Origin of the sequence: Anaeromusa sp., from assembly GCF_028691475.1 — a bacterium.
Classification (GTDB): Bacteria; Bacillota; Negativicutes; order Anaeromusales; family Anaeromusaceae; genus Anaeromusa.
Genome location: NZ_JAQUZF010000013.1, coordinates 1 through 22,050, shown reverse-complemented (window position 1 = coordinate 22,050; position 22,050 = coordinate 1). Strand labels below are relative to the sequence as shown.

Below are 22,050 nucleotides of genomic sequence, written 5' to 3'. Positions count from 1 at the left end.
CGGGAAATTTTGTCCAATGTTATTTCCAGCCAGATACTTTTACATCGGAAATATGGCGGTGTTGTGCCGGAGATTGCTTCACGCAAGCATATTGAGCATGTTCTGCCGGTGGTGGATGAAGCGCTCAAAGAGGCTGGCGCAACGTTGCAGGATATAGATGTCTTAGGTGTAACCTACGGGCCGGGGCTGGTCGGCGCCTTACTGGTCGGCGTGGCCACGGCTAAAGCGCTTTCTTTTGCTATGGACAAGCCCCTAGTAGGCGTGCATCATTTGGAAGGACATATTTTTGCCAACTTTTTGGCCCATGCGGACCTAGAGCCTCCTTTTATGGCGCTGGTGGTATCGGGCGGACATACCTCGCTGATTCATGTGCGCAGCTACAGCGAACTTATTTTGCTGGGGCAAACCCGCGACGATGCTGCCGGGGAGGCTTTTGACAAGGTGGCCAGGGTGATGGGCCTTCCTTATCCGGGGGGGCCGCATATTGATGAATTGGCTCGCAAGGGACGTGCGGACGCCATTGCCTTTCCCAGGGCGCTGTCCGGCAACCAGCAGTTGGAATTCAGTTTTAGCGGTTTGAAATCGGCGGTGCTTAACTACTTAAACAGTGTAAAACAAAAAGGAGAATCCTACGTGCCGGCCGATGTGGCCGCCAGTTTCCAGCAGGCGGTAGTGGACATTCTGGGCGAGAAAACCTTGTTGGCTATGCAAACGTTGAAGCTGGACAAACTCGTTCTGGCGGGCGGCGTGGCGGCCAATTCGGGCTTGCGGCAGCATTTGCAGAACTTGTGCCAACAGCATGGATGGGAGCTTTTGTATCCGCCGCCGGTGCTTTGCACCGATAACGCGGCTATGATTGCCTGCAGGGCCCATTATCAATATGCCTGCGGCGGGCCATTGGCGGATTTGCATCTTAATGCGGTTCCGTCGTTGCCGCTGGGAACGGTAGAATAAAGAAAGATTGCTGAAAGGAGGGGCTTGCGATGGGAATGGTTGGCGATTTATGCAAAAAGCTGACTGAATTGGCAATAGAAGACGTTGCGTACTTGGAGCGCATGGGAGCGTTGCTGCCGGTAGCGGCAGACTTGGCGCATGCGCAGCTGACTTTGTATGTGCGCGCTGCAGAGCGCCAGGTGGTGGTTGTTGCGGCCCAGGCCAGGCCCCATACTACCTTTGTGCGTTACAAGCCTCATTTACTGGGAACCGTGGTTCCTTGCCTGGAGGAGCCGCTCATTGAGTACTCTTTGAAGCATGGACAGAGCATTTTGGGGCAGCGGGAATGGGCTCTAGGCATGCTGGGGCAGATGCAGACGCTGCCTGTGTGCAATGCCCAAGGCGAAGTTATTGCCGTTTTGAGCTGTGAGTCTAGCATGGAAGAAGCCGGTGCAGCTGGGCATGAATTGCTTTTAGAGACGGCGCAATGGCTGCTCTTGGCGGCGGTTCCTGCGGTGCCGGCAGCTTGCTTTAAGACGCTCACGGCCAGCGATGGCATTATTCTTGTGGATCCCAAGGGGCAAATCTTGTTCGCCAACGCGGCGGCGGCGCACATGTATCGTGTGTTGGGGGCGGCGCAATTGCCGGGACGGCATATTTACGAGCGGGGCTTAGAGCTGCAGTTTGTAGAAAAAGCCCATGCGGCGCAGCAACCGGCGGAAGCCGAGTGTGAAGCAGGCGGCATGGTACTGGTCATGAGGGCCCTGCCTGTTTTACATAAAGGCAAGGTGCAGCGTTTAGTGGTGCTGGTGTCTGACGTGACGGAGCTGCGCAAAAAAGAAAAAGAACTGCTCATTAAGTCGGCGGTCATTCAGGAAATTCATCATCGAGTGAAGAACAATCTGCAGACCATTGCCAGTCTGCTGCGGCTGCAGGCGCGGCGCAGCACCTCGCCGGAGGTGCAGGCGGCGCTGAGGGAAAGCGTCAACCGCATACTCAGCATTTCCGTTGTGCACGAATTTTTATCTCAGCAGGATGCGGAAATCATCGACGTAGCGGAAGTGGCGCGTAATATACTGGAGACAGTTAGCCAAAACATGCTGGAGCCTGAATTTGATTTGAATACGGAACTGGACGGCAATACGGTCATTTTGCCGTCCGAACAGGCTAGCAGCTTGGCCTTGGTCATTAACGAACTCATTCAAAATTCGTTGGAGCATGCCTTTGTAGGCAGAAAAAAAGGCACCATCGGCATTTCCATCAGCAGCAGCGAGGACATGTACGAAGTGGTGATTTACGACGACGGTGTCGGCTTGCCAGAAACCTTTGCCATACAGGACTTGCAAAGCCTAGGCCTGCAAATTTCCCGAACCCTTGTGGAATCAGATCTGGGCGGGCGCTTTTCGCTGGAAAGCTGCCAAGGAACCAGGGCGCGCATTACCATTCCCAAATCAGTTGAAGGAGGACGCTAGCTATGAGACCGTTACGCATTGTTATTGCCGACAACGAATCAATTATTCGCATGGATTTGAAGGAAATGCTGGAAGAAGCCGGACACACTGTGGTTGGTGAAGCTGTCAACGGTCAAAAAGCCGTGGAATTGGCCAAGAAGTATCGGCCGGATCTGGTCATTATGGACGTGAAAATGCCAAATATGGACGGAATAACGGCGGCAAAGCTTATTTCTGCGGAAAAACTGGCGCCTGTACTGCTCTTGACGGCGTTTAGTCAAAAAGAAATTGTGGAAAAGGCCAAAGAGTCTGGCGTCTTAGCGTATTTGGTGAAACCGGTAAAAGAAGCCAATTTGTTTCCGGCCATTGAGATTGCCCTGTCTCGTTTTGGAGAAATGCAAGAGCTGGAAAAAGAGTTGGAAGACTTGAAACACTCCTTGGAAACGCGTAAAATCCTTGATCGGGCGAAGGGAATATTGATGGACGCCCATCATTTGAATGAAAGCGAGGCTTTTCGTCGTATTCAGCAATACAGCATGGCGAAACGCATTTCCATTCGCGAAGTGGCTGAAGCTATCATTCATGCAGCTACTAAATAAATAGGCGTGTACAGGTGTAAAAAAGAGCGCAAAAAAGAAAACAAGGGTGATTTTGGGGATAAATAAGAAAAACGGCTGAAAACAGCCGTTTTTTTTCAAGAGAGCTCTTGATTTTTTTGAGCGTTTTCTATATCATAAGAAATGTGATTAGCACTCTATCAAGGTGAGTGCTAACAAAAATAAGACATCTTCAAGGGAGGGTATCTAGATGATTAAGCCATTAGGAGATCGTGTTGTCATCCAGGTTCTGGAAGGAGAGCTCACCACCAAGAGCGGAATTGTGCTGCCTGACACGGCCAAGGAAAAGCCGCAGGAAGGTGAAGTTGTTGCGGTAGGCACTGGTAAAGTATTGGATAATGGCCAGCGCGCTTCCATGGATGTCAAAGCAGGAGATAAAATTATTTTCTCCAAATACGCAGGTACGGAAGTGAAAATTGACGGCAAGGAATACCTCATCGTCAGCGAGCGGGACATTCTGGCTATTGTAGAATAATCGGCGCAAGCCTAGGCGTAAGCATATAATTTGAGGAGGAAATGAACATGGCAAAACAGATTTTGTTTGACGAAGAAGCTCGCCGCGCATTAGAACGCGGTGTTAATTCTCTGGCTAATGCTGTAAAAGTAACTCTTGGACCTAAAGGCCGCAATGTGGTTTTGGATAAGAAATTCGGCGCACCGCTCATTACTAATGACGGCGTGACTATCGCTCGGGATATCGAACTGGAAGATCCTTTTGAAAACATGGGCGCTCAGTTGGTGAAAGAAGTTGCCACCAAAACCAATGACGTTGCAGGCGACGGCACCACGACGGCTACCATTTTGGCTCAGGCTATGATTCACGAAGGCATGCGCAATGTCGCCGCCGGCGCTAATCCGATGGTTCTGAAAAAGGGCATTCAAAAAGCCGTTGCTGCTTTGGTAGAAGAAATTCGCAAAGCTTCCAAGAAAGTGGAAACGAAGGATGCTATCGCTCAGGTTGCTTCTATTTCCGCAGCTGACGAAGAAATCGGCCAGCTGATTGCTGAAGCTATGGAAAAAGTAGGCAAAGACGGTGTTATCACTGTTGAAGAATCCAAAGGCATGGGCACGGATCTGCAAGTTGTAGAAGGCATGCAGTTCGACCGCGGTTACATTTCTCCTTACATGATCACCGATACGGACAAAATGGAAGCCGTTCTGTCCAATCCGTACATCCTGATCACCGATCGCAAAATCGGCGCTATTGCCGACATGCTGCCGGTTCTGGAAAAAGTAGTACAGCAGGGTAAAGAACTGCTGATCATTGCTGAAGACGTAGAAGGCGAAGCACTGGCCACTTTGGTGGTCAACAAGCTGCGCGGCACCTTCAAAGCGGTAGCTGTTAAGGCTCCTGGCTTTGGCGATCGCCGTAAAGCGATGCTGGAGGATATTGCCATCATCACCGGCGGTACGGTTATTACCGAAGAACTCGGCCGCAAGCTGGACAGCGTAGAACTGGCTGATTTGGGCCGCGCTCGCCAGATTCGCATTTCCAAAGAAGAAACAACCATCGTCGACGGCGAAGGCAGCCAGGAAGAAATCAAAGCTCGTGTGAACCAGATTCGTGCGCACATCGAAGAAACCACATCCGACTTTGATCGTGAAAAGCTCCAAGAACGTTTGGCTAAACTGGCTGGCGGCGTAGCTGTCATCGAAGTAGGCGCTGCGACGGAAGTGGAAATGAAAGAAAAGAAACTTCGTATCGAAGACGCTCTTAATGCGACTCGTGCAGCTGTGGAAGAAGGCATTGTCGCCGGCGGCGGCACCACCTTCATCGACATTCAAGACGTGTTGGCCACGGTACAGGTTACCGGCGACGAAAAAACCGGCGTAGCTATCGTACGGCGCGCTATTGAAGAGCCTTTGCGCCAGATTGCCAACAATGCCGGCCATGAAGGTTCGGTTATTGTGGAAAACGTGAAGAAAGCCGGCAAAGGTAAAGGCTTTAACGCTATGACGGAAGAATATGTGGATATGATCGCTTCCGGCATTGTGGATCCTGCGAAAGTAACCCGTTCGGCTCTGCAGAATGCTTCCAGTATTGCTGCGATGGTTCTCACCACCGAAAGCTTGGTAGCCGACAAGCCGGAAAAAGATAACGGCGCTGCTGCCGCTGCTGCTGCCATGGGCGGCATGGGCGGTATGGGCGGCATGGGCGGCATGATGTAATCAAGCCCCCTTGTTACCGGAATTTCCTTGAAATTAGAGGCTGTTCACGAGCGATTAAGCTCGTGGGCAGCTTCTTTTTTGTATACAGCAGAATTTGAAATTGAACCGCGAAATACACGAAAGACGCGAAAAGGGGTTCAAGATTACCCTATTTTTTCCTTGCGCGGAACTATCGGATTTGCTATCATTTCACTAATAGGAATAATTTAAATTAATTTTTTGATTTTTCGTGGTTTTAAAGTACAGTGTAAAATGGAGGGCAAGGCGTGAGCGTGCAAAAACAAGAAGAAAATAGCAACGAATTTAAGAGTAATTTACCTGCTTGTCATTTGGACGCGCAGGGATTGGAGAGTTTATTGTCGCGGTTGGAGCGGGAAGGCGAAATCAACTGGCAAGCCGTGCTAGCTCGAGGTTGCAATCCGTTAGGGCGCAAGAAGAAAACAGAGCAAGAGGAAGAGGAAGAAGTCACAGTGAGCAGCCGTGAAGAGCTTTTTGCGGTGCTGGACGAATGGGGCCAGCCGGATCGTATGAGCTTGACTGTAGAGGTAGTGAATCGAGGGGCCCTGTCCTTTGTGCTGAAAAACTGCTATCCAGCGGCAGGATCGCTGGTGGTTCACGGTCTTTACCGGGAATGGGCGGAGCCTCTGCATGAAGAATTGCTGTCTTTTTTTAATTCCATAAGAGTGTCCGGGCGTGGAATTCTTTACTCCAAGATGGGTTTTAGCGTGGTGCATTCTTTTGTGCCTTTAGCGCTGGCCTTTGTTGTGGTTACCGGTCTGGAAATATTGCTTGTTCCCTACGAATATCGTTCAGGAGAAGCTTTGGGGTGGCTGACCGCTTTTTCGATACTGCTGACGCTGCGGGTGGCTTATTCTTTTTCCGATTACTTTATCACGAAGATTTTGCGCCGTTTTCCTTTTTGGGAGTGGCAGGGATAAAAACTGCTTCGGCAGGCTTGCAGCGCTTTGGCACTGCAAGCCTGCTTTGTGTTGCACGGATTTAAAACAACAGACAAGGTGGCGTATACATGAAGGCGTTGGAGATTGCCGCTTCCAAAGCGAAAGCAGGGGAGAGGCTAAATTTAGAAGATGCGTTGGCGTTGTATGAACAGGCCAATTTGCTGGATTTAGGGGCGTGGGCTCGGGCGGCCAAGGAGCGCAGCAGCGGCAAGGAAGTCTACTATAATGTGAACCGTCATGTGAATTTGAGCAACGTTTGTACCGCAGGGTGTCCCTTGTGCGCTTTTTCCTGTAAGCAGGGCGATAAGCGGGGCTTTTTGCTTTTCCAAGAAGATGTGCTTGATTTGGTGGCTAGGGCGGTAGCGGAAGCGCCGGATCTTTCGGAAGTGCATATGGTGAGTTCGCTGCATCCTGATCAGCCTTTTTCTTACTACTTGGAGATCGTACGGGCAGTTAAGACCAAGTGGCCGCAATTGCATATTAAAGCGTTTACACCTGTGGAAATTTGGCATTTTGCCAAGCTGACCGGTTTGTCCTTTAGAGAAGTGCTGCGGCAGCTGCAGGAAGCTGGATTGGATTCTCTGCCAGGCGGCGGCGCGGAAATTCTGGATGACTCCGTACGGCGGCGCATTTGCCCGGATAAGGCGAACAGCGCAGAATGGATTGAAATTATCCGCACGGCGCATCAAATGAACATTCCTACGAATGCCACCATGCTTTACGGACATGTGGAAACTCCAGAGCAGCGTCTGCGGCATTTACTGACGCTGCGTGATATTCAAGATGAGACCGGCGGCTTTCAAGCCTTTGTGTCCTTTCCTTTTCATCCGGCCAATACGGGCTTTGCTCAATTGCAGCGAGCTTCCGCCTGGGAAGATTTGAAGATGATCGCCTTGGCGAGGCTGGTGTTGGATAATGTGGAGCACATCAAATCGTTCTGGATGATGCTGACTATGCCTGTGGCGCAGCTGTCGCTGGCTTTTGGCGTAGATGATATGGACGGAACCGTCATGGAAGAAAAGATTATTCATGCCGCGGGAAGTACTACGCGCAAGGGTATTACCAAAGAGGAGCTTTGCGGCATAATCCGGGAAACCGGCTATGTTCCGGTGGAACGGGATACCTTTTATCACCCCTGCAACGGGAGGAATGAACATGAATGAAATGCGTCCTAGGGTAGGACATATTCAGTTTTTGAACTGTTTGCCTTTGGATTATGCTTTGATGGAAGGCGGCTTTGCCGCTGGACTTGAGGTTGTCTGCGACGTGCCGGCCGTGTTGAACGGGAAGCTGTTGGCCGGCGAATTGGATGTCAGTCCGGTTTCGTCCATTATCTATGCACAGCATGCGGATAAGCTGCTGCTTTTGCCGGATTTATCCATCAGCGCCGAGACGGCGCTGGAAAGCATTTTGCTTGTTTCTAAAAAGCCGATAGAGGAACTGGAAGGCGGCAAGGTGCTACTGACGAGCAAGTCTGCTACTTCGCACCGCCAATTAAAAATTGTGCTGGCGCAGCATTACGGTTTGCGTCAAGTGAGCTATGAAACTACGACGTCTTTGTGGACGGAAGAGGTTTTGGATAAGGCTGACGCGGTGCTGTTCATCGGCGATGACGCCCTGGGAGCGTACTTGCATCAGCAAGAAGGCTACTATTATTATGATATGGGCGGCCAATGGCGGGCGCTGACTGGCGGCGGCATGGTCTACGCGGTTTGGGTGGCTAGGCGTGAATTTGCCGCGGCACAGCCGCAGGCAGTGGCTCAAGTGCAGCAGCGCTTGCGAGAGGCTTTTACTTACGGCTTGGAGCATCTGGACGAGGCGGCGGCTTGGATTCGCCGGGACGGCTTTACGCCGGCAGAGATTGTGCATTATATCGGCCTTTTAAATTACGAGCTGACGCCAACACATCAGCAGGCGTTGCTGGGCTTTTACCAGCGGACGCATGCGTTGGGACTGATTGAAAAAGTGCCGCAACTGGCATTTGCCGGGGAGGCGCAGGCATGAAAAAAGAGGAAGCCTTGGCGCTTCTGGAACAAGAAGATATTTTAACGTTGGGCTTGGCGGCGGACGCTTGTCGGCGCCAACGTTTTCCAGACGATACGGTAACTTTTATTGTGGACCGCAATATTAACTATACAAATATTTGCACCAGCGAGTGTCGCTTTTGCGCTTTTTTTCGGCGTCCCGGACATCCGGAAGGCTATGTGCTGACTCATGAAGAGGTGCTGGAGAAAGTCGGCGAGACGGTAGCAGCCGGCGGTACGCAAATTCTCATGCAAGGCGGACTGCATCCGGATTTGCCTTTTTCCTGGTATTTGGATTTAGTGAAGGCGATTAAAGCGCGCTATGATATTGTAATTCATTCGTTTTCGCCGACGGAAATTTTTTATTTCTCTAAGCAAAGCGGTCTTTCAATACCGGAAGTGCTGCGGCAATTGCGGGAGGCTGGACTTGATTCGCTGCCAGGGGGCGGTGCGGAAATTTTGGTGGACGAGATTCGCCAGCGCGTGAGCCCTAAAAAAATTTCCAGCGGCGAATGGCTGGACGTAATGCGTCAGGCGCAGCTTTTTGGCTTTGGCACGACAGCCACCATGGTCATCGGCATGGGGGAAAGCCGAGCGCAGCGGCTGGAGCATTTGGAGAAAATCAAACGCTTGCAAGAGGAAACCGGCGGCTTCCGGGCTTTTATTCTCTGGACATACCAGCCAGGGAATAATGAACTGGGGGGCGAAAAGATTTCTTCTTGGGAATACTTGCGTACCCTGGCGGTGGCGCGGCTGTATCTGGATAACATTCACACGGTGCAAGGCTCTTGGGTGACTCAGGGCAAGGAAATTGGACAACTGAGTCTGGCTTTTGGCGCTAATGATTTGGGCAGCGTCATGCTGGAGGAAAATGTTGTTAAGGCGGCGGGTACGTCGCATGCGATGAATGTAGAGTCTATGGTTCGTCTGATTCGACAAGCCGGCAGAAAACCGGCGCAGCGTAATACAGTATATGAAATTATCAAACGTTTTGATGATGAGGTGGAAGCATGAAGGTAACGGTTCAAGCTGATTTTGCCGTCATCGGCGGCTCGGGTACTCTATCCAGTGATTTTCCCTTAGGGGCGGATGATCCAGGGGTTGTTCTTTTGGAAGACCAACTGGTTTTTGAAACGCCTTATGGTGAAAGTCCGCCGTTTCGGCTGTTTACGGTAGATGAAAAGCCGGTGTTAACCTGCAAAATGCATGGCTGGGGCCGGCAGGTCAGCCGCGCCGACGCTTCTAGGCAGATTTTCTGGGTGCTCCGCGAGGCAGGCGTACGCCGCATTCTAGGGGAAGGCGGCGTTGGTACCGTCAATCATCTCCTGGACCCCCGGGATATTGTCATTCCACACGACTATTTGGATCAGTCCATGCGTAAAGATGTCGGCCTTGAGGGGCATTACCTGTTGGTGATGCGCGATGCGATCTGTCCGGAAATGCGGGAAGTGCTGGTAGAAACCGCTAAAGAACACTATTTAGGACGTATTTTCAGCAGAGGAATATATGCGGTTACAGACGGACGGCATTTTGAAAGTCCGGCGGAAATCGCCATGCTCAAGGGCCATGCGGACATTGTTGGCCAGAGCATTTGTCCGGAAGTATATCTAGCAAGGGAAATCGGCGCCTGTTTTGCAGGGTTGTACTTTGTCGTCAATTACGGCGAAGGGGTTGTGAAAAACTGGTCCCACAAAGACTTACAAGATATTTTTTATGATGACGCCCCCATGCTCAGCCGCATTCTCCTTGACACAATTCGTCATTTGCGGACTGTGGGCGAGTGCGAATGCGCCAGCTTGCGTAAAGAAACGCTCTTAAAAGGTATTTACAAGTAGCCTCGGGTGTGGTTTAATTTTCTTCATATAGAAAGGGGGCTTGTTCATGAGTGCCAAACAAAATGAATTTGTTTTGGTTATGGATTTCGGCGGGCAGTACAACCAGCTGATTGCCAGACGCGTCAGAGAGTGCAACGTATATTGCGAAGTTTTTCCGTATACGATGAGCATTGAAGAGATAAAAAAAATGCAGCCTAAAGGGATTATTTTTACCGGCGGCCCGAATAGTGTGTATGAAAAGGATTCTGCCGTATGCAGTGCAGAACTTTTGAAGCTGGGAATTCCGGTTTTGGGAATTTGCTACGGCTCACAGCTTATGGCACATTTACTGGGGGGCAAGGTTGCAACCGCTCCGGTCAGCGAATATGGCAAAACGGAAGTCAGCATTAAAGGCGAAAGCTCTAAAATCTTTGCAGGGGTTTCCAAGGAAACGATTTGCTGGATGAGTCATACGGATTATATTGCAGAAGCTCCGGCATCCTTTAAGGTTACAGCCTCTACACCTGTATGTCCGGTGGCAGCGATGGAAAATGAAACCGAAAAACTCTATGCTGTACAGTTCCATCCGGAAGTTATGCATACCGTTGAAGGTATGAAAATGCTTCATAACTTTATTTTCAATGTATGTGAATGCAATGGCGACTGGAAAATGGATTCCTTTGTAGAAGCGACAATTCAGACGCTTCGCCAGAAGATTGGCGACGGAAAAGTTCTCTGCGCCTTGTCGGGCGGGGTTGACTCCTCTGTTGCTGCTGTATTGCTGTCAAAAGCTGTCGGCAAACAACTGACCTGTGTATTTGTTGATCATGGCTTACTGAGAAAAAATGAAGGCGATGAAGTTGAAGCTGTATTTGGTCCGGATGGTCATTATGATCTGAACTTCATTCGCGTAAATGCTAAAGAGCGCTTCTATGCAAAACTCAAGGGTGTTTCTGATCCGGAAACAAAGCGTAAAATTATTGGCGAAGAGTTCATTCGTGTATTCGAAGATGAAGCTAAAAAAATTGGCAAAGTGGATTTCCTCGTACAGGGAACCATCTATCCGGACGTTATCGAAAGTGGGCTGGGAAAATCGGCGGTTATCAAATCCCATCATAATGTAGGCGGTCTGCCGGATTATGTTGATTTCAAAGAAATCGTAGAACCGCTGCGCCTGTTATTTAAAGATGAAGTAAGAAAAGCTGGCCGGGAATTACAGATTCCGGAACATCTTGTCAGCCGTCAACCGTTCCCAGGTCCGGGACTTGGTATTCGTATCATCGGTGAAGTGACAGAAGAAAAAGTACAGATCGTTCAGGATGCGGATGCTATTTACCGTGAAGAAGTAGCAAAAGCCGGCGTAGCGAAAGATCTGGGACAGTATTTTGCAGCGCTCACCAATATGCGTTCGGTTGGTGTTATGGGGGATGGTCGTACGTATGATTATGCGATTGCTCTTCGTGCTGTTATGACATCTGATTTTATGACAGCTGAAAGCGCGCAGCTTCCGTGGGAAGTACTTGCGATTGTTACCAGCCGTATTGTAAATGAAGTAAAAGGCGTTAATCGTGTGCTTTATGATTGCACAGGGAAACCGCCAGCAACAATTGAATTTGAATAAGTAATTTGTCGTGGGGCACAGTCATTTTTTCTCCAGAGGGCAAAGTGACGTAGCCTGCCCGACATAGACAAAAAGACCTTGCATTGAAGCTTTTTAGAAGCTTGTGCAAGGTCTTTTTTATGCTGAGTTTTTACACCGTATAGTAAATGGTCGCTTGTAACGGCGGCAGGGGAGTGTTTTTCTCTTTATCCGCTTCGGCAGCCACTTCCTTTTGTAAGGAACGACCAAAGGAAGGAGCTTGTTTTTTGCGCTTTTGCTTCAAACCGGACTGCCCCGAGGAGTAAGAATCAACAGGGCGGATGCGATTGATGCGTTGTATGCGTTCAACCATGACGAGGGGCCTCCTTTACTTTAGGATTTGTCACGTATGACACAGGACCTTCATCCCTTATATCGTACAAAAAATAAAAAATCTTAAAGAAAAAAGAAAAAAACAGAAACCCGAACGTTAAAGAAAAATGAAGAAACAAGGTTCATGTTTTCGTTGACTCACTCTGCTGATGCTGTTAAAATAAAACCGTAACCGCATACGGCTCGTATATGTTTGGGAATACGGCCCAAATGTCTCTACCGGACAACCGTAAATTGTCTGACTACGAGCGGAATCTCCAGCAGATGCCAGATAGTGCAGGGAAAGACTCCCTAGCTGCCGCACCGGACGGAATTTTCGCTCAGGCAAAACCCGCGAATTTTCTGGCGGTGTTTTTTGTTTGAGCAGGTGGCTGCGCTTATTCGGAAAATCAGGAGATTTCTCTAGGTATCAAAAAAATAGCAGACAGAGGAGAGACGCACATGTTGGAAAAGCTATTTGCATTGCGTGAAAGAAACACCAATGTAAATACCGAAATCACCGCAGGGATTACTACGTTTATGGCTATGGCTTATATCCTGTTTGTCAATCCCAGCATTCTGGGCGCCGCAGGGATGGACAAAAACGCCGTCTTGCTGGCCACTTCCATTGGAGCCGGTCTGGTTACAATTATGATGGGCTTGTTTGTTAACTATCCGATCGCTATGGCTCCGGGAATGGGCCTGAATGCATTTTATGCGTTTACTGTTATCATCGGCATGGGTGTGCCGTGGCAGGCCGCTTTGGGCGCCGTTTTTATTTCCGGTATTATTTTTATTTTGTTGACGGTTACCCGGGTCCGCCAATTGCTCGTAGAGGGCATGCCAATGGCCTTGAAACATGCAATTACTGTAGGGATTGGCTTGTTTATCACTGTGGTTGGCTTGAAACTTTCCGGCATTATGAGCATTCGCTTGTCGCTCATTCCGCCGACGCTGGAAAAGATAGTCGCGGCACATGGCAATGGTACGCCGCTGTCCTTTGAAACCATTATCGAGCTGGGAAAATTGGGCAGTCCTGATGTCTTTTTGGCGCTGTGCGGTCTTTTTATCACGGCGATTTTAATGGGCCGTCAAGTAAAAGGCGCAATTTTGATTGGCATTCTGCTGACTTCGCTTGCAGGCATTGCGACGGGAATTGTTAATATTCCCGCTGGCTTTTCGCCGGTTTCCATTCCCGATTTCAGCCGCAATGCTTTTTTTGCCTTGGATATTATGGGCGCTTTGAATATGGGACTCTTAACTATTATTTTCACCTTTACCTTTGTGGAACTCTTCGATGCCATGGGCACTATGGTGGGGATGGCTACGAAAGCTGGCCTGATGGACAAAACAGGACGCTTTCCAGGCATGGGTAAAGCGATGCTTACTGATGCCGCCGGCGTCAGCATCGGTTCGCTTTTGGGAACCAGCACCATTACCGCTTTTGTGGAAAGCGCCGCTGGCGTTGGTGTTGGCGGTCGTACCGGTCTGACGGCTGTAGTTTGCGGCTCGCTGTTCTTGCTGTCTATGTTTTTCACGCCCTTGGTGGGACTCATTCCCAGCGCGGCAACGGCTCCGGCTTTGATTATTGTCGGCGCTTTGATGATGGAGTCGGTGCGCAACATTGATTTTACCGATTTTACTGAGTTTTTCCCGGCTTTTATGACCATTATTCTGATGCCTTTTACTTATAGTATTGCCAACGGCATTTCTGCTGGTCTGGTACTGTACCCGCTTTTGAAGCTCATCAATGGGCGCGGCAAAGAAGCGCATTGGATTGTCTATATCCTGGCGGTGCTGGTAGTATTGCGCTATATGTTCCTTGCGGAATAGTTTTGTTTACTCCTAAAATACCCTGTGAGGCGAAGCAGCCATGGCGCGGAAGAGAGTACTCTTCCGCGCCTGTTCTCCGGGTTTTCCTTCCGCAACAGGTCCGGTGCCGGAAGGAAAGGTGCAGGAGAATCGCAGCAAACATAGAACTGACAAAATATGGTTAAACGGTGAAGTGCAAAAGGAGGCTGTTTATGAAGGTTGCTATCATCATGGGAAGCGACTCCGACTGGCCGAGGCTGGAAGGGGCAGCTAAAGTGCTCAAGTCCTTTGACGTGGAATGCGAAGTCGTTGTGGCCTCGGCGCATCGTACGCCGGATGTGGTTCATGAGTTTGCCGCCGGCGCTGCCGAGCGCGGCGTGAAGGTCATTATTGCCGCTGCTGGCGCAGCAGCCCACTTGCCTGGGGTGATCGCCAGCTTTACGACGCTGCCGGTAATCGGTGTGCCTATAGCAGCAACTCCCTTGGCGGGCTTTGACGCTCTTTTGAGCATTGTGCAGATGCCTTCAGGAATTCCTGTAGCCACGATGGCGGTAGACGGCGCCAAAAATGCCGCGATTTTCGCTGTGCAAATACTGGCCGTAGGCAATGAAAATTTAGCCGCTAAGCTGAAGGAGTACCGGAAGCAGATGGCTGAAGAAGTAGCCGCTAAAGCGGATAAGGTTACAAAAATTTGGAACGAAGAAGCCGCAAAGGCATAGGGAGGATATAGGCGTGGAAAAGAAACCTCTTTACGAAGGCAAAGCGAAACAAATGTTTGCGACGGAAAACCCGGATGAATTGCTTGTATATTACAAGGATGACGCCACTGCTTTCAATGGCGACAAAAAAGGCATCATTACCGACAAGGGTGTTTTGAACAATAAGATTGCCACCTTCTTTTTTGAATTGCTCGGCAAGGCCGGCATTCCTCATCATTTGCTCAAACGTCTTAGTGACCGGGAAATGCTGGTAAAAAAACTAACCATTCTGCCTGTAGAGGTAGTTGTGCGCAATATCGCCGCTGGAAGCCTGGCTAAACGCTTGGGCTTGGCGGAAGGAACAAAAATGGCAAAAACCGTGCTGGAGTTCTACTATAAGGATGACGAACTGGGCGATCCTATGATTAACGACTATCATATCGCCGCTATGAATCTGGCTACGCCGGAGCAGATGGAAAAGGTTTCTGAGTATGCTCTGAAAACGAATGAAATCCTCTCGGCTCATTTGAAAGAAAAAGGGCTGGAACTGATTGACTTCAAATTGGAGTTTGGCCTGTATAAGGGCGAAGTGATTTTGGGAGACGAAATTTCTCCGGACACCTGCCGCTTTTGGGACAGCAAGACCGGTGAAAAAATGGACAAGGACCGTTTTCGCCGCGATTTGGGCAATGTGGAAGAAGCCTATAAAGAAGTATTGTATCGTTTGACAGGAGAGAGGTAAGCAATGATCGATGTGATGGACAACGATACTCTGCATGAAGAATGCGGTGTCTTCGGTATTTATTCCCATACGGAAGATGTCACGCATTGTACCTATTGGGGGCTGTATGCTTTGCAGCATAGGGGACAGGAAAGCGCCGGCATTGCCGTTACCGACGGCGCCTGGATGGATGTCCATCGCGGCATGGGGTTGGTAGGCGAAGTATTTCGCCACCAGCTTCCTCGGATGGAGAACCAATATATCTCTATAGGCCATGTGCGCTATTCGACAACAGGTTCCAGTCTTTTGGCCAATACGCAGCCGTTGATGGTGCGGTACGCCGGCGGGACTATTGCGATGGCTCACAACGGCAATTTGACTAATGCCGGTTCGCTGCGCAAAAAGCTGGAAGAAGAAGGCTGTATTTTTCAAACGTCTATTGACAGCGAAGTGATAGTTAATTTGATTGCCCGTTCGCGCAAAGACAACTTAGAGGAAAAGGTTATGGAAAGCCTCCAAGACGTGGAGGGCGCCTACTGCTTGGTGGTCATGACCGAGGACAAGCTCTTAGGCGTGCGCGATCCGAACGGCTTCCGGCCTCTTTGCGTTGGTCGTCTGAATGGCGGTTATGTGATTGCTTCGGAATCTTGTGCGTTGGATACAGTGGGTGCCGAGTTTGTCCGTGACGTAAAACCAGGGGAAATGGTGGTCGTCGATGAAAACGGTCTGCATTCGTTTCAATTTGCCAAACAGAAGCGGCAAGCATTGTGCATTTTTGAATACATTTATTTTGCTCGTCCGGACAGTGTGATTGACGGTCAAAGCGTGCAGCAGGCGCGTTTTGAAATGGGTCGGCAACTGGCCAGAGAGCATGGCGTCAAAGCGGACGTCGTCATTTCCGTGCCTGATTCGGGAACGACAGCCGCTTTGGGCTATAGTTACGAGTCGGGCATTCCTTTTATGGAAGGCCTGATGAAAAACCGCTATATTGGCCGGACCTTTATTCAGCCGGAACAGAAGAAGCGGGATATGGGCGTACGGTTGAAGCTGAATGCTGTTCGGGCGGCTGTGGCCGGAAAATCCGTGGTAATGGTGGATGATTCTATTGTACGCGGCACAACGAGCGGCAAAATCGTGCATATGCTTAAGGAAGCAGGCGCGAGGGAAGTGCATATGTGCGTTAGTTCGCCGCCGATTTCCTGCCCTTGCTATTACGGTATTGATACTTCGGCTCGCAAGGAACTGATCGCCGCCAGCAAAAGCGTGGAGGAAATCCGTGAGTTTATTGGCGCCGATTCCCTGCATTACTTGACGATTGAAGGCTTGCAAGGCTGCGTCGCTAATGTAGACGCCAGCCAAATGTGCTATGCTTGCTTTAATAACGACTATCCTACGGAGATCGAGTGCGAAGCGGAAATTGCAACCCAGAAATTCATTTTTGAGCAAAAGCGACGTTAATGGAGGAAGAGTGCATGTCTGAGATGAAGAAGAACGCGCCGTCCCTGACCTATCGCGACGCCGGCGTAGATATTGACGCTGGTAATGAGGCGGTGCAGCGGATGAAAGCGCATGTGCGCAGCACCTATCGACCGGAAGTGCTTGGTGATATAGGCGGTTTTGGCGGCCTGTTCGCTTTGAACACGGGAAAATATCGGGAGCCTGTACTGGTTTCGGGCACAGACGGCGTTGGCACTAAGCTGCGCTTGGCATTTCTGATGGACAAGCATGATACCATCGGCCAGGATGCGGTAGCCATGTGTGTAAATGACATTTTGGTGCAAGGCGCAGAGCCTCTCTTTTTCCTCGACTATCTGGCGGTAGCCAAAGTCAGCCCCACGCAGGTTGCTGATATTGTCGGCGGCATCGCCAGGGCTTGCAAGGAGTCCGGTTGCGCCCTTATTGGCGGCGAAACTGCGGAAATGGCCGGCTTTTACGGTGAAGGCGAATACGATATCGGCGGCTTTGCTGTCGGCGTAGTGGAAAAAGAAGAGATTATTACCGGCGAAACCATTCAGGCCGGCGATGTGGTGCTAGGCTTGCCCTCAAGCGGCGTTCATTCCAATGGGTATTCGTTGGTGCGTAAAATTTGTTTGGATGTGCAAAAGCTGGACCTGAAGACGGTTGTACCGGAACTGGGACGGCCATTGGGCGAGGAGCTTTTGGAACCTACTCGCCTGTATCCCAAAGCGTGTCTGCCTTTGTTCGGCCGCTTTGACCTGCGCGGCTTGGTGCATATCACTGGCGGCGGCTTTTACGACAACATCCCTCGCGTGCTGCCTGAAGGCACGGCAGTGGAAGTAGATATTGAAGCTTGGCCGCGTCCGGCGATTTTCTCACTCCTCCAGGAATGGGGCAATGTGGCTTGGCCGGAAATGTACCGTACCTTCAATATGGGTATCGGCATGATTTTGGTAGTGCCTGAGGCGCAGGCGCAGGCCGTAATGGATGACTTGGCGCAGCGCGGTGAAACCTGCTATCGCATTGGTTCCGTCGTAGCCGGCAACGGGGAAGTAACTCTTAAAGGGGGCGAGTTCGACCATGACCGCTAAAAAGGCATTGGGCGTACTTGTTTCCGGACGCGGCAGCAACTTGCAGGCTATTTTGGATGCTATTCATGCTGGGCGGCTGCCTTTGGCCAAGGTGGGTGTTGTCATCAGCGATAATCCGGAGGCCAAAGCCTTGCTGCGTGTGCGCGGCATGGGCATCCCGACGGTGGTGTTAGAGCGAAAAGCCTTTGCGGATCGAACTGCTTATGAAACCGCGCTGGCGGACGAGCTGGAGCGGCATCAGGTGGATCTGGTAGTACTGGCAGGCTTTATGCGCATTTTGAGCGCTTGCTTCATTCAGCGCTTTCCTGGAGCTATCGTCAACATTCATCCCTCTTTGCTGCCTGCGTTCCCGGGCCTGGATGCGCAAGGACAAGCGCTCCGTTACGGCGTTAAAGTGGCAGGCTGTACCGTGCATTTTGTAGACGAAGGCATGGACAGCGGTCCGATCATCTTGCAGGAAGCCGTACCGGTAGAACTGGGGGATACGACCCAGACTCTGGCGGATCGTATTCTTCATGTGGAGCATCGGCTGTATCCGCGGGCGATTGCATTGTTTTGCGAGGAGCGGCTGGAGATTGAAGGGCGACAGGTCCATATCCGAAGCGAAAAGTGAGGTAAAAATGATGAAAATTCGGCGCGCGTTAATTAGCGTTTCTGATAAAAGCGGCGTAGTGGAGTTTGCTAAAGAACTTTGCCAAATGGGCGTGGAAATCGTCTCTACTGGCGGCACGATGAAGACGCTGCGGGCGGCGGGGCTGCCTGTGACCTATGTAAGCGATGTTACGGGCTTTCCTGAAATCATGGATGGCCGTGTGAAAACCTTGAACCCCTATGTGCATGGCGGCATTTTGGCGATTCGCGACAACGAAGCCCATGTAGCGGCGATGAAAGAGCATGGCATCACGGGTATTGATTTGGTGGCGGTGAATTTGTATCCCTTCCGCCAGACCATTGCCAAAGAAGGGGTAACCTTGGAGGAAGCCGTCGAGAACATCGATATCGGCGGACCGGCTATGATTCGTGCGGCGGCGAAAAATTTCGCCTATGTGACCGTGGTAGTCAATCCTGAGCGGTACCAGACGGTAGTGGAAGAACTGCGCCAAAGCGGCGAAGTGTCGGATAAAACACGCATGCGTCTTTCGCAGGAAGCATACAGCCATACCGGCGAATACGACGCCTGCATTGCTCGCTACTTAGCGCAGCGTTTAGATGGCGAAGACACTTTCCCTGTTACTTTGCAGGGTGTATGGGAAAAAGCCCAGGACTTGCGTTACGGCGAGAATCCCCATCAAGCGGCCGCTTTCTACAAAGAAAGAGGCGCGAAAAGCGGCCTGGCAGCGGCGCAGCAGCTGCATGGCAAGGAATTGTCCTTTAACAATCTGGTGGATTTGGAAGCAGCCTATGCCGTGGCGGCGGATTTTCCGCAGCCAGCAGCGGCTATTATCAAGCATACCAATCCCTGCGGCACCGGCATGGGGGAAACTCTGGCCGATGCGTACCGCAAGGCGCATAGCGCCGATCCGGTATCTGCTTTCGGCGGTATTGTCGGCTTAAACCGGGAAGTAGATGCCGAAACCGCTGGCGAGTTAAGCACGATTTTCTTGGAGGCGGTCATTGCCCCTTCCTATACCAAGGAAGCGCTGGATATCTTGTCTCAGAAGAAGAATATCCGTCTTTTGGCGGCTCCGCTGCCCAAGCAGGGGCGTAAAGAATGGGATATTAAAAAAGTTTCCGGCGGCCTGTTGTTACAGGAAACAGATACGCAAGAACTCGTGGAAAGCGAGCTGAAAGTGGTTTCTAAGCGTCAGCCGACCGAAGCGGAATGGAAGCAGCTGCGTTTTGCCTGGACGGTGGTCAAGCATGTGAAGTCTAATGCCATTGTCGTAGCGGCGGATGATAAGACGCTGGGCGTTGGCGCCGGCCAGATGAATCGCGTTGGTTCAGCGGCCATTGCTTTGGAACAGGCTGGCGAAGCGGCTAAAGGAGCTGTTTTGTCTTCCGACGCCTTCTTCCCTTTCCGAGATACCATTGATACGGCGGCTAAAGCCGGCATTACCGCCATCATTCAGCCTGGCGGCTCTGTACGGGATGAAGAATCCATTCAGGCGGCCGACGAGCATGGCATTGCCATGGTCTTTACCGGCATGCGTCACTTCAAACATTAGAACCAGGCAGAGGCAGCGGAGGATGTTAGAGAACATGGATGTTGGAGCAAATGCGGCATGATTGTTTTCTTTGCAGAGTACCGGCTGCCTCTGTTTTTTCGGTAGTTGAAAGACAGGAAACTTGAAGACTATTTTCGGAAAGAGGTGGGATCGTGCGTATTTTAGTCATTGGCGGCGGCGGCCGCGAGCACGCGCTGGTATGGAAGCTGGCGCAAAGCAAAGGTGTTTCCGCAATTTTTTGCGCTCCCGGCAATCCTGGGATGGCCCCTTTAGCGCAATGCGTGAATCTCGGCGTGGAGGATCACGAAGCATTGGCGGCTTTTGCCAAAGAGAACGATATTGATTTGACAGTGGTAGGGCCGGAAGGCCCGTTGGTTGCAGGAATAGTGGACTTTTTTGCCGCCAAAGGCTTGCGCGCTTTTGGACCTTCCCAGGCTGCGGCTCGTTTGGAAGGCTCTAAACAGTTTGCCAAGGAAATTATGGCGAAATACGGTATTCCGACAGCGGACTTTGCGGTTTTCACCGACGCGGAAGCCGCAAAAGAGTATGTGCGCAAAAATGGCGCACCGATCGTAGTCAAGGCGGACGGTCTTGCCGCCGGCAAGGGTGTGGTCGTAGCGATGAGTGAGGCAGAAGCGATTGCCGCCATTGACGATATGCTTTGCCAGGGGCGGTTTGGGAGCGCCGGTAACCGTGTGGTGCTGGAAGAGTTTATGCAGGGAGAAGAAGCTTCTTTGCTGGCTTTTGCCGATGGCGAAACGGTAGTGCCGATGGTAGCGGCTCAGGACCATAAACGCATTTTTGACGGTGATCAAGGGCCGAATACCGGCGGCATGGGCGCTTACGCTCCGGCGCCAGTGGCTACGGAGTCTATTTTAAAGCAGACTTTGGAAACTGTTTTGCAGCCTATGGTTAAAGCCATGGCAGCAGAAGGCTGTCCTTATAAAGGGGTGCTGTATGCGGGGCTGATGATCACTGAGAAAGGCCCTCGGGTAGTCGAATTTAATGCGCGTTTTGGCGATCCGGAGACGCAGGTGGTATTGCCTTTACTGGAAAGCGATCTCGTAGAGATTATGCTGGCTTGCATAGACGGAACTTTGGCTAAGACCGAAGTGAAGTGGAAACAAAGCAGCACCGTATGCGTGGTTATGGCGGCCGGCGGCTATCCGGAAAGTTACCGCAAAGGAGACGTTATCCGGGGGTTAGCTGAGGCTGCAGAAGCGGGAACGGTCGTATTCCATGCTGGAACAGGGTTGTCGGCGGACGGCGAGATTGTTACCGCCGGCGGTCGGGTATTGGGCGTTACCGCAAGCGGCGATGATATTGCCGGAGCGGTAGCGGCAGCGTATAAGGGAGTCGCTTGTATTTCCTTTGAAGGCGTTCAGTATCGTAAGGATATTGCCTATCGGGCGTTGGCTCGCCGTTAGGTTGTCTCTCTTGGTCTCTTGGTTGACAGACTGTGAGAAATAGAACTATAATGTAATCGAATCAGGCTTCAACTAAGGAACGCTGTATTGAATAAATCGGCGAGTTCTTAAGCAGGCGGGGGCGGAGCCCCCGCACTTTTTATATAGGGGGAACTAAGGCCATGCGCAAGCGACACGTCTCAGAAGCAGCGGCAGAGGTCCGGAACAAAAGACAGCAGATTCTGGATGCGGCAGGCGTAGTGTTTGCACGGAAGGGCTATCATAAAGCAACAGTCGATGAAATCATTGCCTTAGCCGATACAGGCAAGGGGACTGTGTATAACTATTTTGTCAATAAGGAGCAGCTTTTTTATACCTTGATACAAGAGCGGAGCGCTCCTTTTGAAGAGGTTGCCGAAGCGATCGTTCATTCTTCAGAGCCGCCATTGCAAAAAATTCATACGTTGATTCGGGAATTTTTAGCTTTTTTTGTGGTGAATGCGGATTTGTGGCGCGTAATGATGCATGAAATGCGGGGCTTGGGAGCGCCGGAGTTGGCCGCGGTGCCGCAGCAGACTATAGAAAAATACAACCAATGGTTTTGTCGCAATATCGGCCGCCTGGAGGCTGTAATTTCGCAAGGCATTGAGGCAGGGGCTTTGCGAAACTGTGAAACGCGTATTGTAGGCTGCGGTATTTTTAGCGTGATTGTGATGATGGTATTTCAAGGCTTTGTAAAAGATAATATTGACGAGATGGCGAATAGTGTTAATGAAATTGT

The 22,050-nt window shown here is 50.9% G+C and carries 21 protein-coding genes and 1 riboswitch; of the genes, 20 read left to right on the top strand and 1 reads right to left on the bottom strand.

The features are described 5' to 3' along the window. The 11 genes from tsaD to guaA all read left to right on the top strand — a co-directional run. Positions 1 to 954, top strand: a 954-nt coding sequence (tsaD, locus tag PHF27_RS03440; protein ID WP_300066048.1) for a tRNA (adenosine(37)-N6)-threonylcarbamoyltransferase complex transferase subunit TsaD, incomplete at its 5' end; no start/stop codon positions are given. A gap of 29 nt (positions 955 to 983) precedes the next feature. Then, the gene (locus PHF27_RS03435) at positions 984 to 2,405 is read left to right on the top strand and encodes a histidine kinase N-terminal domain-containing protein (protein WP_300066045.1); all 1,422 of its coding nucleotides are present in this window, start codon (positions 984 to 986) and stop codon (positions 2,403 to 2,405) included. A gap of 2 nt (positions 2,406 to 2,407) precedes the next feature. Continuing rightward, positions 2,408 to 2,983, top strand: coding sequence for a response regulator (locus PHF27_RS03430; RefSeq protein WP_300066043.1), 576 nt, complete (start codon positions 2,408 to 2,410; stop codon positions 2,981 to 2,983). A 208-nt stretch (positions 2,984 to 3,191) separates the two neighbouring features. After that, a complete protein-coding gene (gene groES / locus PHF27_RS03425) occupies positions 3,192 to 3,476 on the top strand; it encodes a co-chaperone GroES (RefSeq protein WP_300066040.1) in 285 nt (94 codons plus the stop codon). Positions 3,477 to 3,523: 47 nt separating this feature from the next. Further along, positions 3,524 to 5,170, top strand: a complete 1,647-nt coding sequence (gene groL / locus PHF27_RS03420) for a chaperonin GroEL (RefSeq protein WP_300066037.1) — start codon at positions 3,524 to 3,526, stop codon at positions 5,168 to 5,170. 266 nt (positions 5,171 to 5,436) lie between these two features. Continuing rightward, complete coding sequence (locus PHF27_RS03415) at positions 5,437 to 6,108, top strand: hypothetical protein (RefSeq protein ID WP_300066033.1); 672 nt, start codon at positions 5,437 to 5,439, stop codon at positions 6,106 to 6,108. 89 nt (positions 6,109 to 6,197) lie between these two features. Further along, positions 6,198 to 7,292 carry an aminofutalosine synthase MqnE gene (mqnE, locus tag PHF27_RS03410; RefSeq protein WP_300066031.1) on the top strand — a complete coding sequence of 365 codons (1,095 nt, stop codon included), beginning with the start codon at positions 6,198 to 6,200 and terminating at the stop codon, positions 7,290 to 7,292. After that, positions 7,285 to 8,133 (top strand): menaquinone biosynthesis protein, encoded by an 849-nt coding sequence (locus PHF27_RS03405; protein WP_300066028.1) that lies wholly within the window; start codon positions 7,285 to 7,287, stop codon positions 8,131 to 8,133. The genes mqnE and PHF27_RS03405 overlap by 8 nt, the downstream gene beginning before the upstream one ends. Beyond that, on the top strand, positions 8,130 to 9,167 hold the full coding sequence (gene mqnC / locus PHF27_RS03400) for a cyclic dehypoxanthinyl futalosine synthase (RefSeq protein ID WP_300066026.1): 1,038 nt from the start codon (positions 8,130 to 8,132) through the stop codon (positions 9,165 to 9,167). Before PHF27_RS03405 ends, mqnC begins: the two co-directional genes overlap by 4 nt. Next, the gene (locus tag PHF27_RS03395) at positions 9,164 to 9,988 is read left to right on the top strand and encodes an MTAP family purine nucleoside phosphorylase (protein WP_300066023.1); all 825 of its coding nucleotides are present in this window, start codon (positions 9,164 to 9,166) and stop codon (positions 9,986 to 9,988) included. The genes mqnC and PHF27_RS03395 overlap by 4 nt, the downstream gene beginning before the upstream one ends. Positions 9,989 to 10,034: 46 nt before the next feature. Continuing rightward, positions 10,035 to 11,588, top strand: a complete 1,554-nt coding sequence (gene guaA, locus PHF27_RS03390; RefSeq protein ID WP_300066020.1) for a glutamine-hydrolyzing GMP synthase — start codon at positions 10,035 to 10,037, stop codon at positions 11,586 to 11,588. Positions 11,589 to 11,718: 130 nt separating this feature from the next. Here the strand turns inward: guaA and PHF27_RS03385 are convergent, their stop codons facing one another. Further along, the gene (locus PHF27_RS03385) at positions 11,719 to 11,919 is read right to left on the bottom strand and encodes a hypothetical protein (protein WP_300066017.1); all 201 of its coding nucleotides are present in this window, start codon (positions 11,917 to 11,919) and stop codon (positions 11,719 to 11,721) included. Between the two features lie 183 nt (positions 11,920 to 12,102). Continuing rightward, positions 12,103 to 12,204: riboswitch (purine riboswitch) on the top strand. 176 nt (positions 12,205 to 12,380) lie between these two features. Here PHF27_RS03385 and PHF27_RS03380 point away from each other — a divergent pair. From PHF27_RS03380 to PHF27_RS03340, 9 genes are all read left to right on the top strand, one after another. Beyond that, positions 12,381 to 13,751 (top strand): NCS2 family permease, encoded by a 1,371-nt coding sequence (locus tag PHF27_RS03380; RefSeq protein ID WP_300066014.1) that lies wholly within the window; start codon positions 12,381 to 12,383, stop codon positions 13,749 to 13,751. Positions 13,752 to 13,942: 191 nt separating this feature from the next. Continuing rightward, the gene (gene purE / locus PHF27_RS03375) at positions 13,943 to 14,449 is read left to right on the top strand and encodes a 5-(carboxyamino)imidazole ribonucleotide mutase (RefSeq protein ID WP_300066011.1); all 507 of its coding nucleotides are present in this window, start codon (positions 13,943 to 13,945) and stop codon (positions 14,447 to 14,449) included. 13 nt (positions 14,450 to 14,462) lie between these two features. Beyond that, positions 14,463 to 15,170, top strand: coding sequence for a phosphoribosylaminoimidazolesuccinocarboxamide synthase (purC, locus tag PHF27_RS03370; protein WP_300066008.1), 708 nt, complete (start codon positions 14,463 to 14,465; stop codon positions 15,168 to 15,170). A 3-nt stretch (positions 15,171 to 15,173) separates the two neighbouring features. Beyond that, positions 15,174 to 16,607 (top strand): amidophosphoribosyltransferase, encoded by a 1,434-nt coding sequence (gene purF, locus PHF27_RS03365; protein ID WP_300066005.1) that lies wholly within the window; start codon positions 15,174 to 15,176, stop codon positions 16,605 to 16,607. A 14-nt stretch (positions 16,608 to 16,621) separates the two neighbouring features. Further along, on the top strand, positions 16,622 to 17,698 hold the full coding sequence (gene purM / locus PHF27_RS03360; RefSeq protein WP_300066003.1) for a phosphoribosylformylglycinamidine cyclo-ligase: 1,077 nt from the start codon (positions 16,622 to 16,624) through the stop codon (positions 17,696 to 17,698). After that, positions 17,688 to 18,311 carry a phosphoribosylglycinamide formyltransferase gene (gene purN / locus PHF27_RS03355; protein WP_300066001.1) on the top strand — a complete coding sequence of 208 codons (624 nt, stop codon included), beginning with the start codon at positions 17,688 to 17,690 and terminating at the stop codon, positions 18,309 to 18,311. Before purM ends, purN begins: the two co-directional genes overlap by 11 nt. A 10-nt stretch (positions 18,312 to 18,321) precedes the next feature. Next, positions 18,322 to 19,863 carry a bifunctional phosphoribosylaminoimidazolecarboxamide formyltransferase/IMP cyclohydrolase gene (gene purH / locus PHF27_RS03350; RefSeq protein WP_363320036.1) on the top strand — a complete coding sequence of 514 codons (1,542 nt, stop codon included), beginning with the start codon at positions 18,322 to 18,324 and terminating at the stop codon, positions 19,861 to 19,863. A gap of 152 nt (positions 19,864 to 20,015) precedes the next feature. Beyond that, positions 20,016 to 21,290, top strand: coding sequence for a phosphoribosylamine--glycine ligase (gene purD, locus PHF27_RS03345; protein WP_300065995.1), 1,275 nt, complete (start codon positions 20,016 to 20,018; stop codon positions 21,288 to 21,290). 161 nt (positions 21,291 to 21,451) lie between these two features. Continuing rightward, positions 21,452 to 22,050 (top strand): TetR/AcrR family transcriptional regulator (locus PHF27_RS03340; protein ID WP_300065992.1); only part of this gene is annotated, 599 nt, incomplete at its 3' end.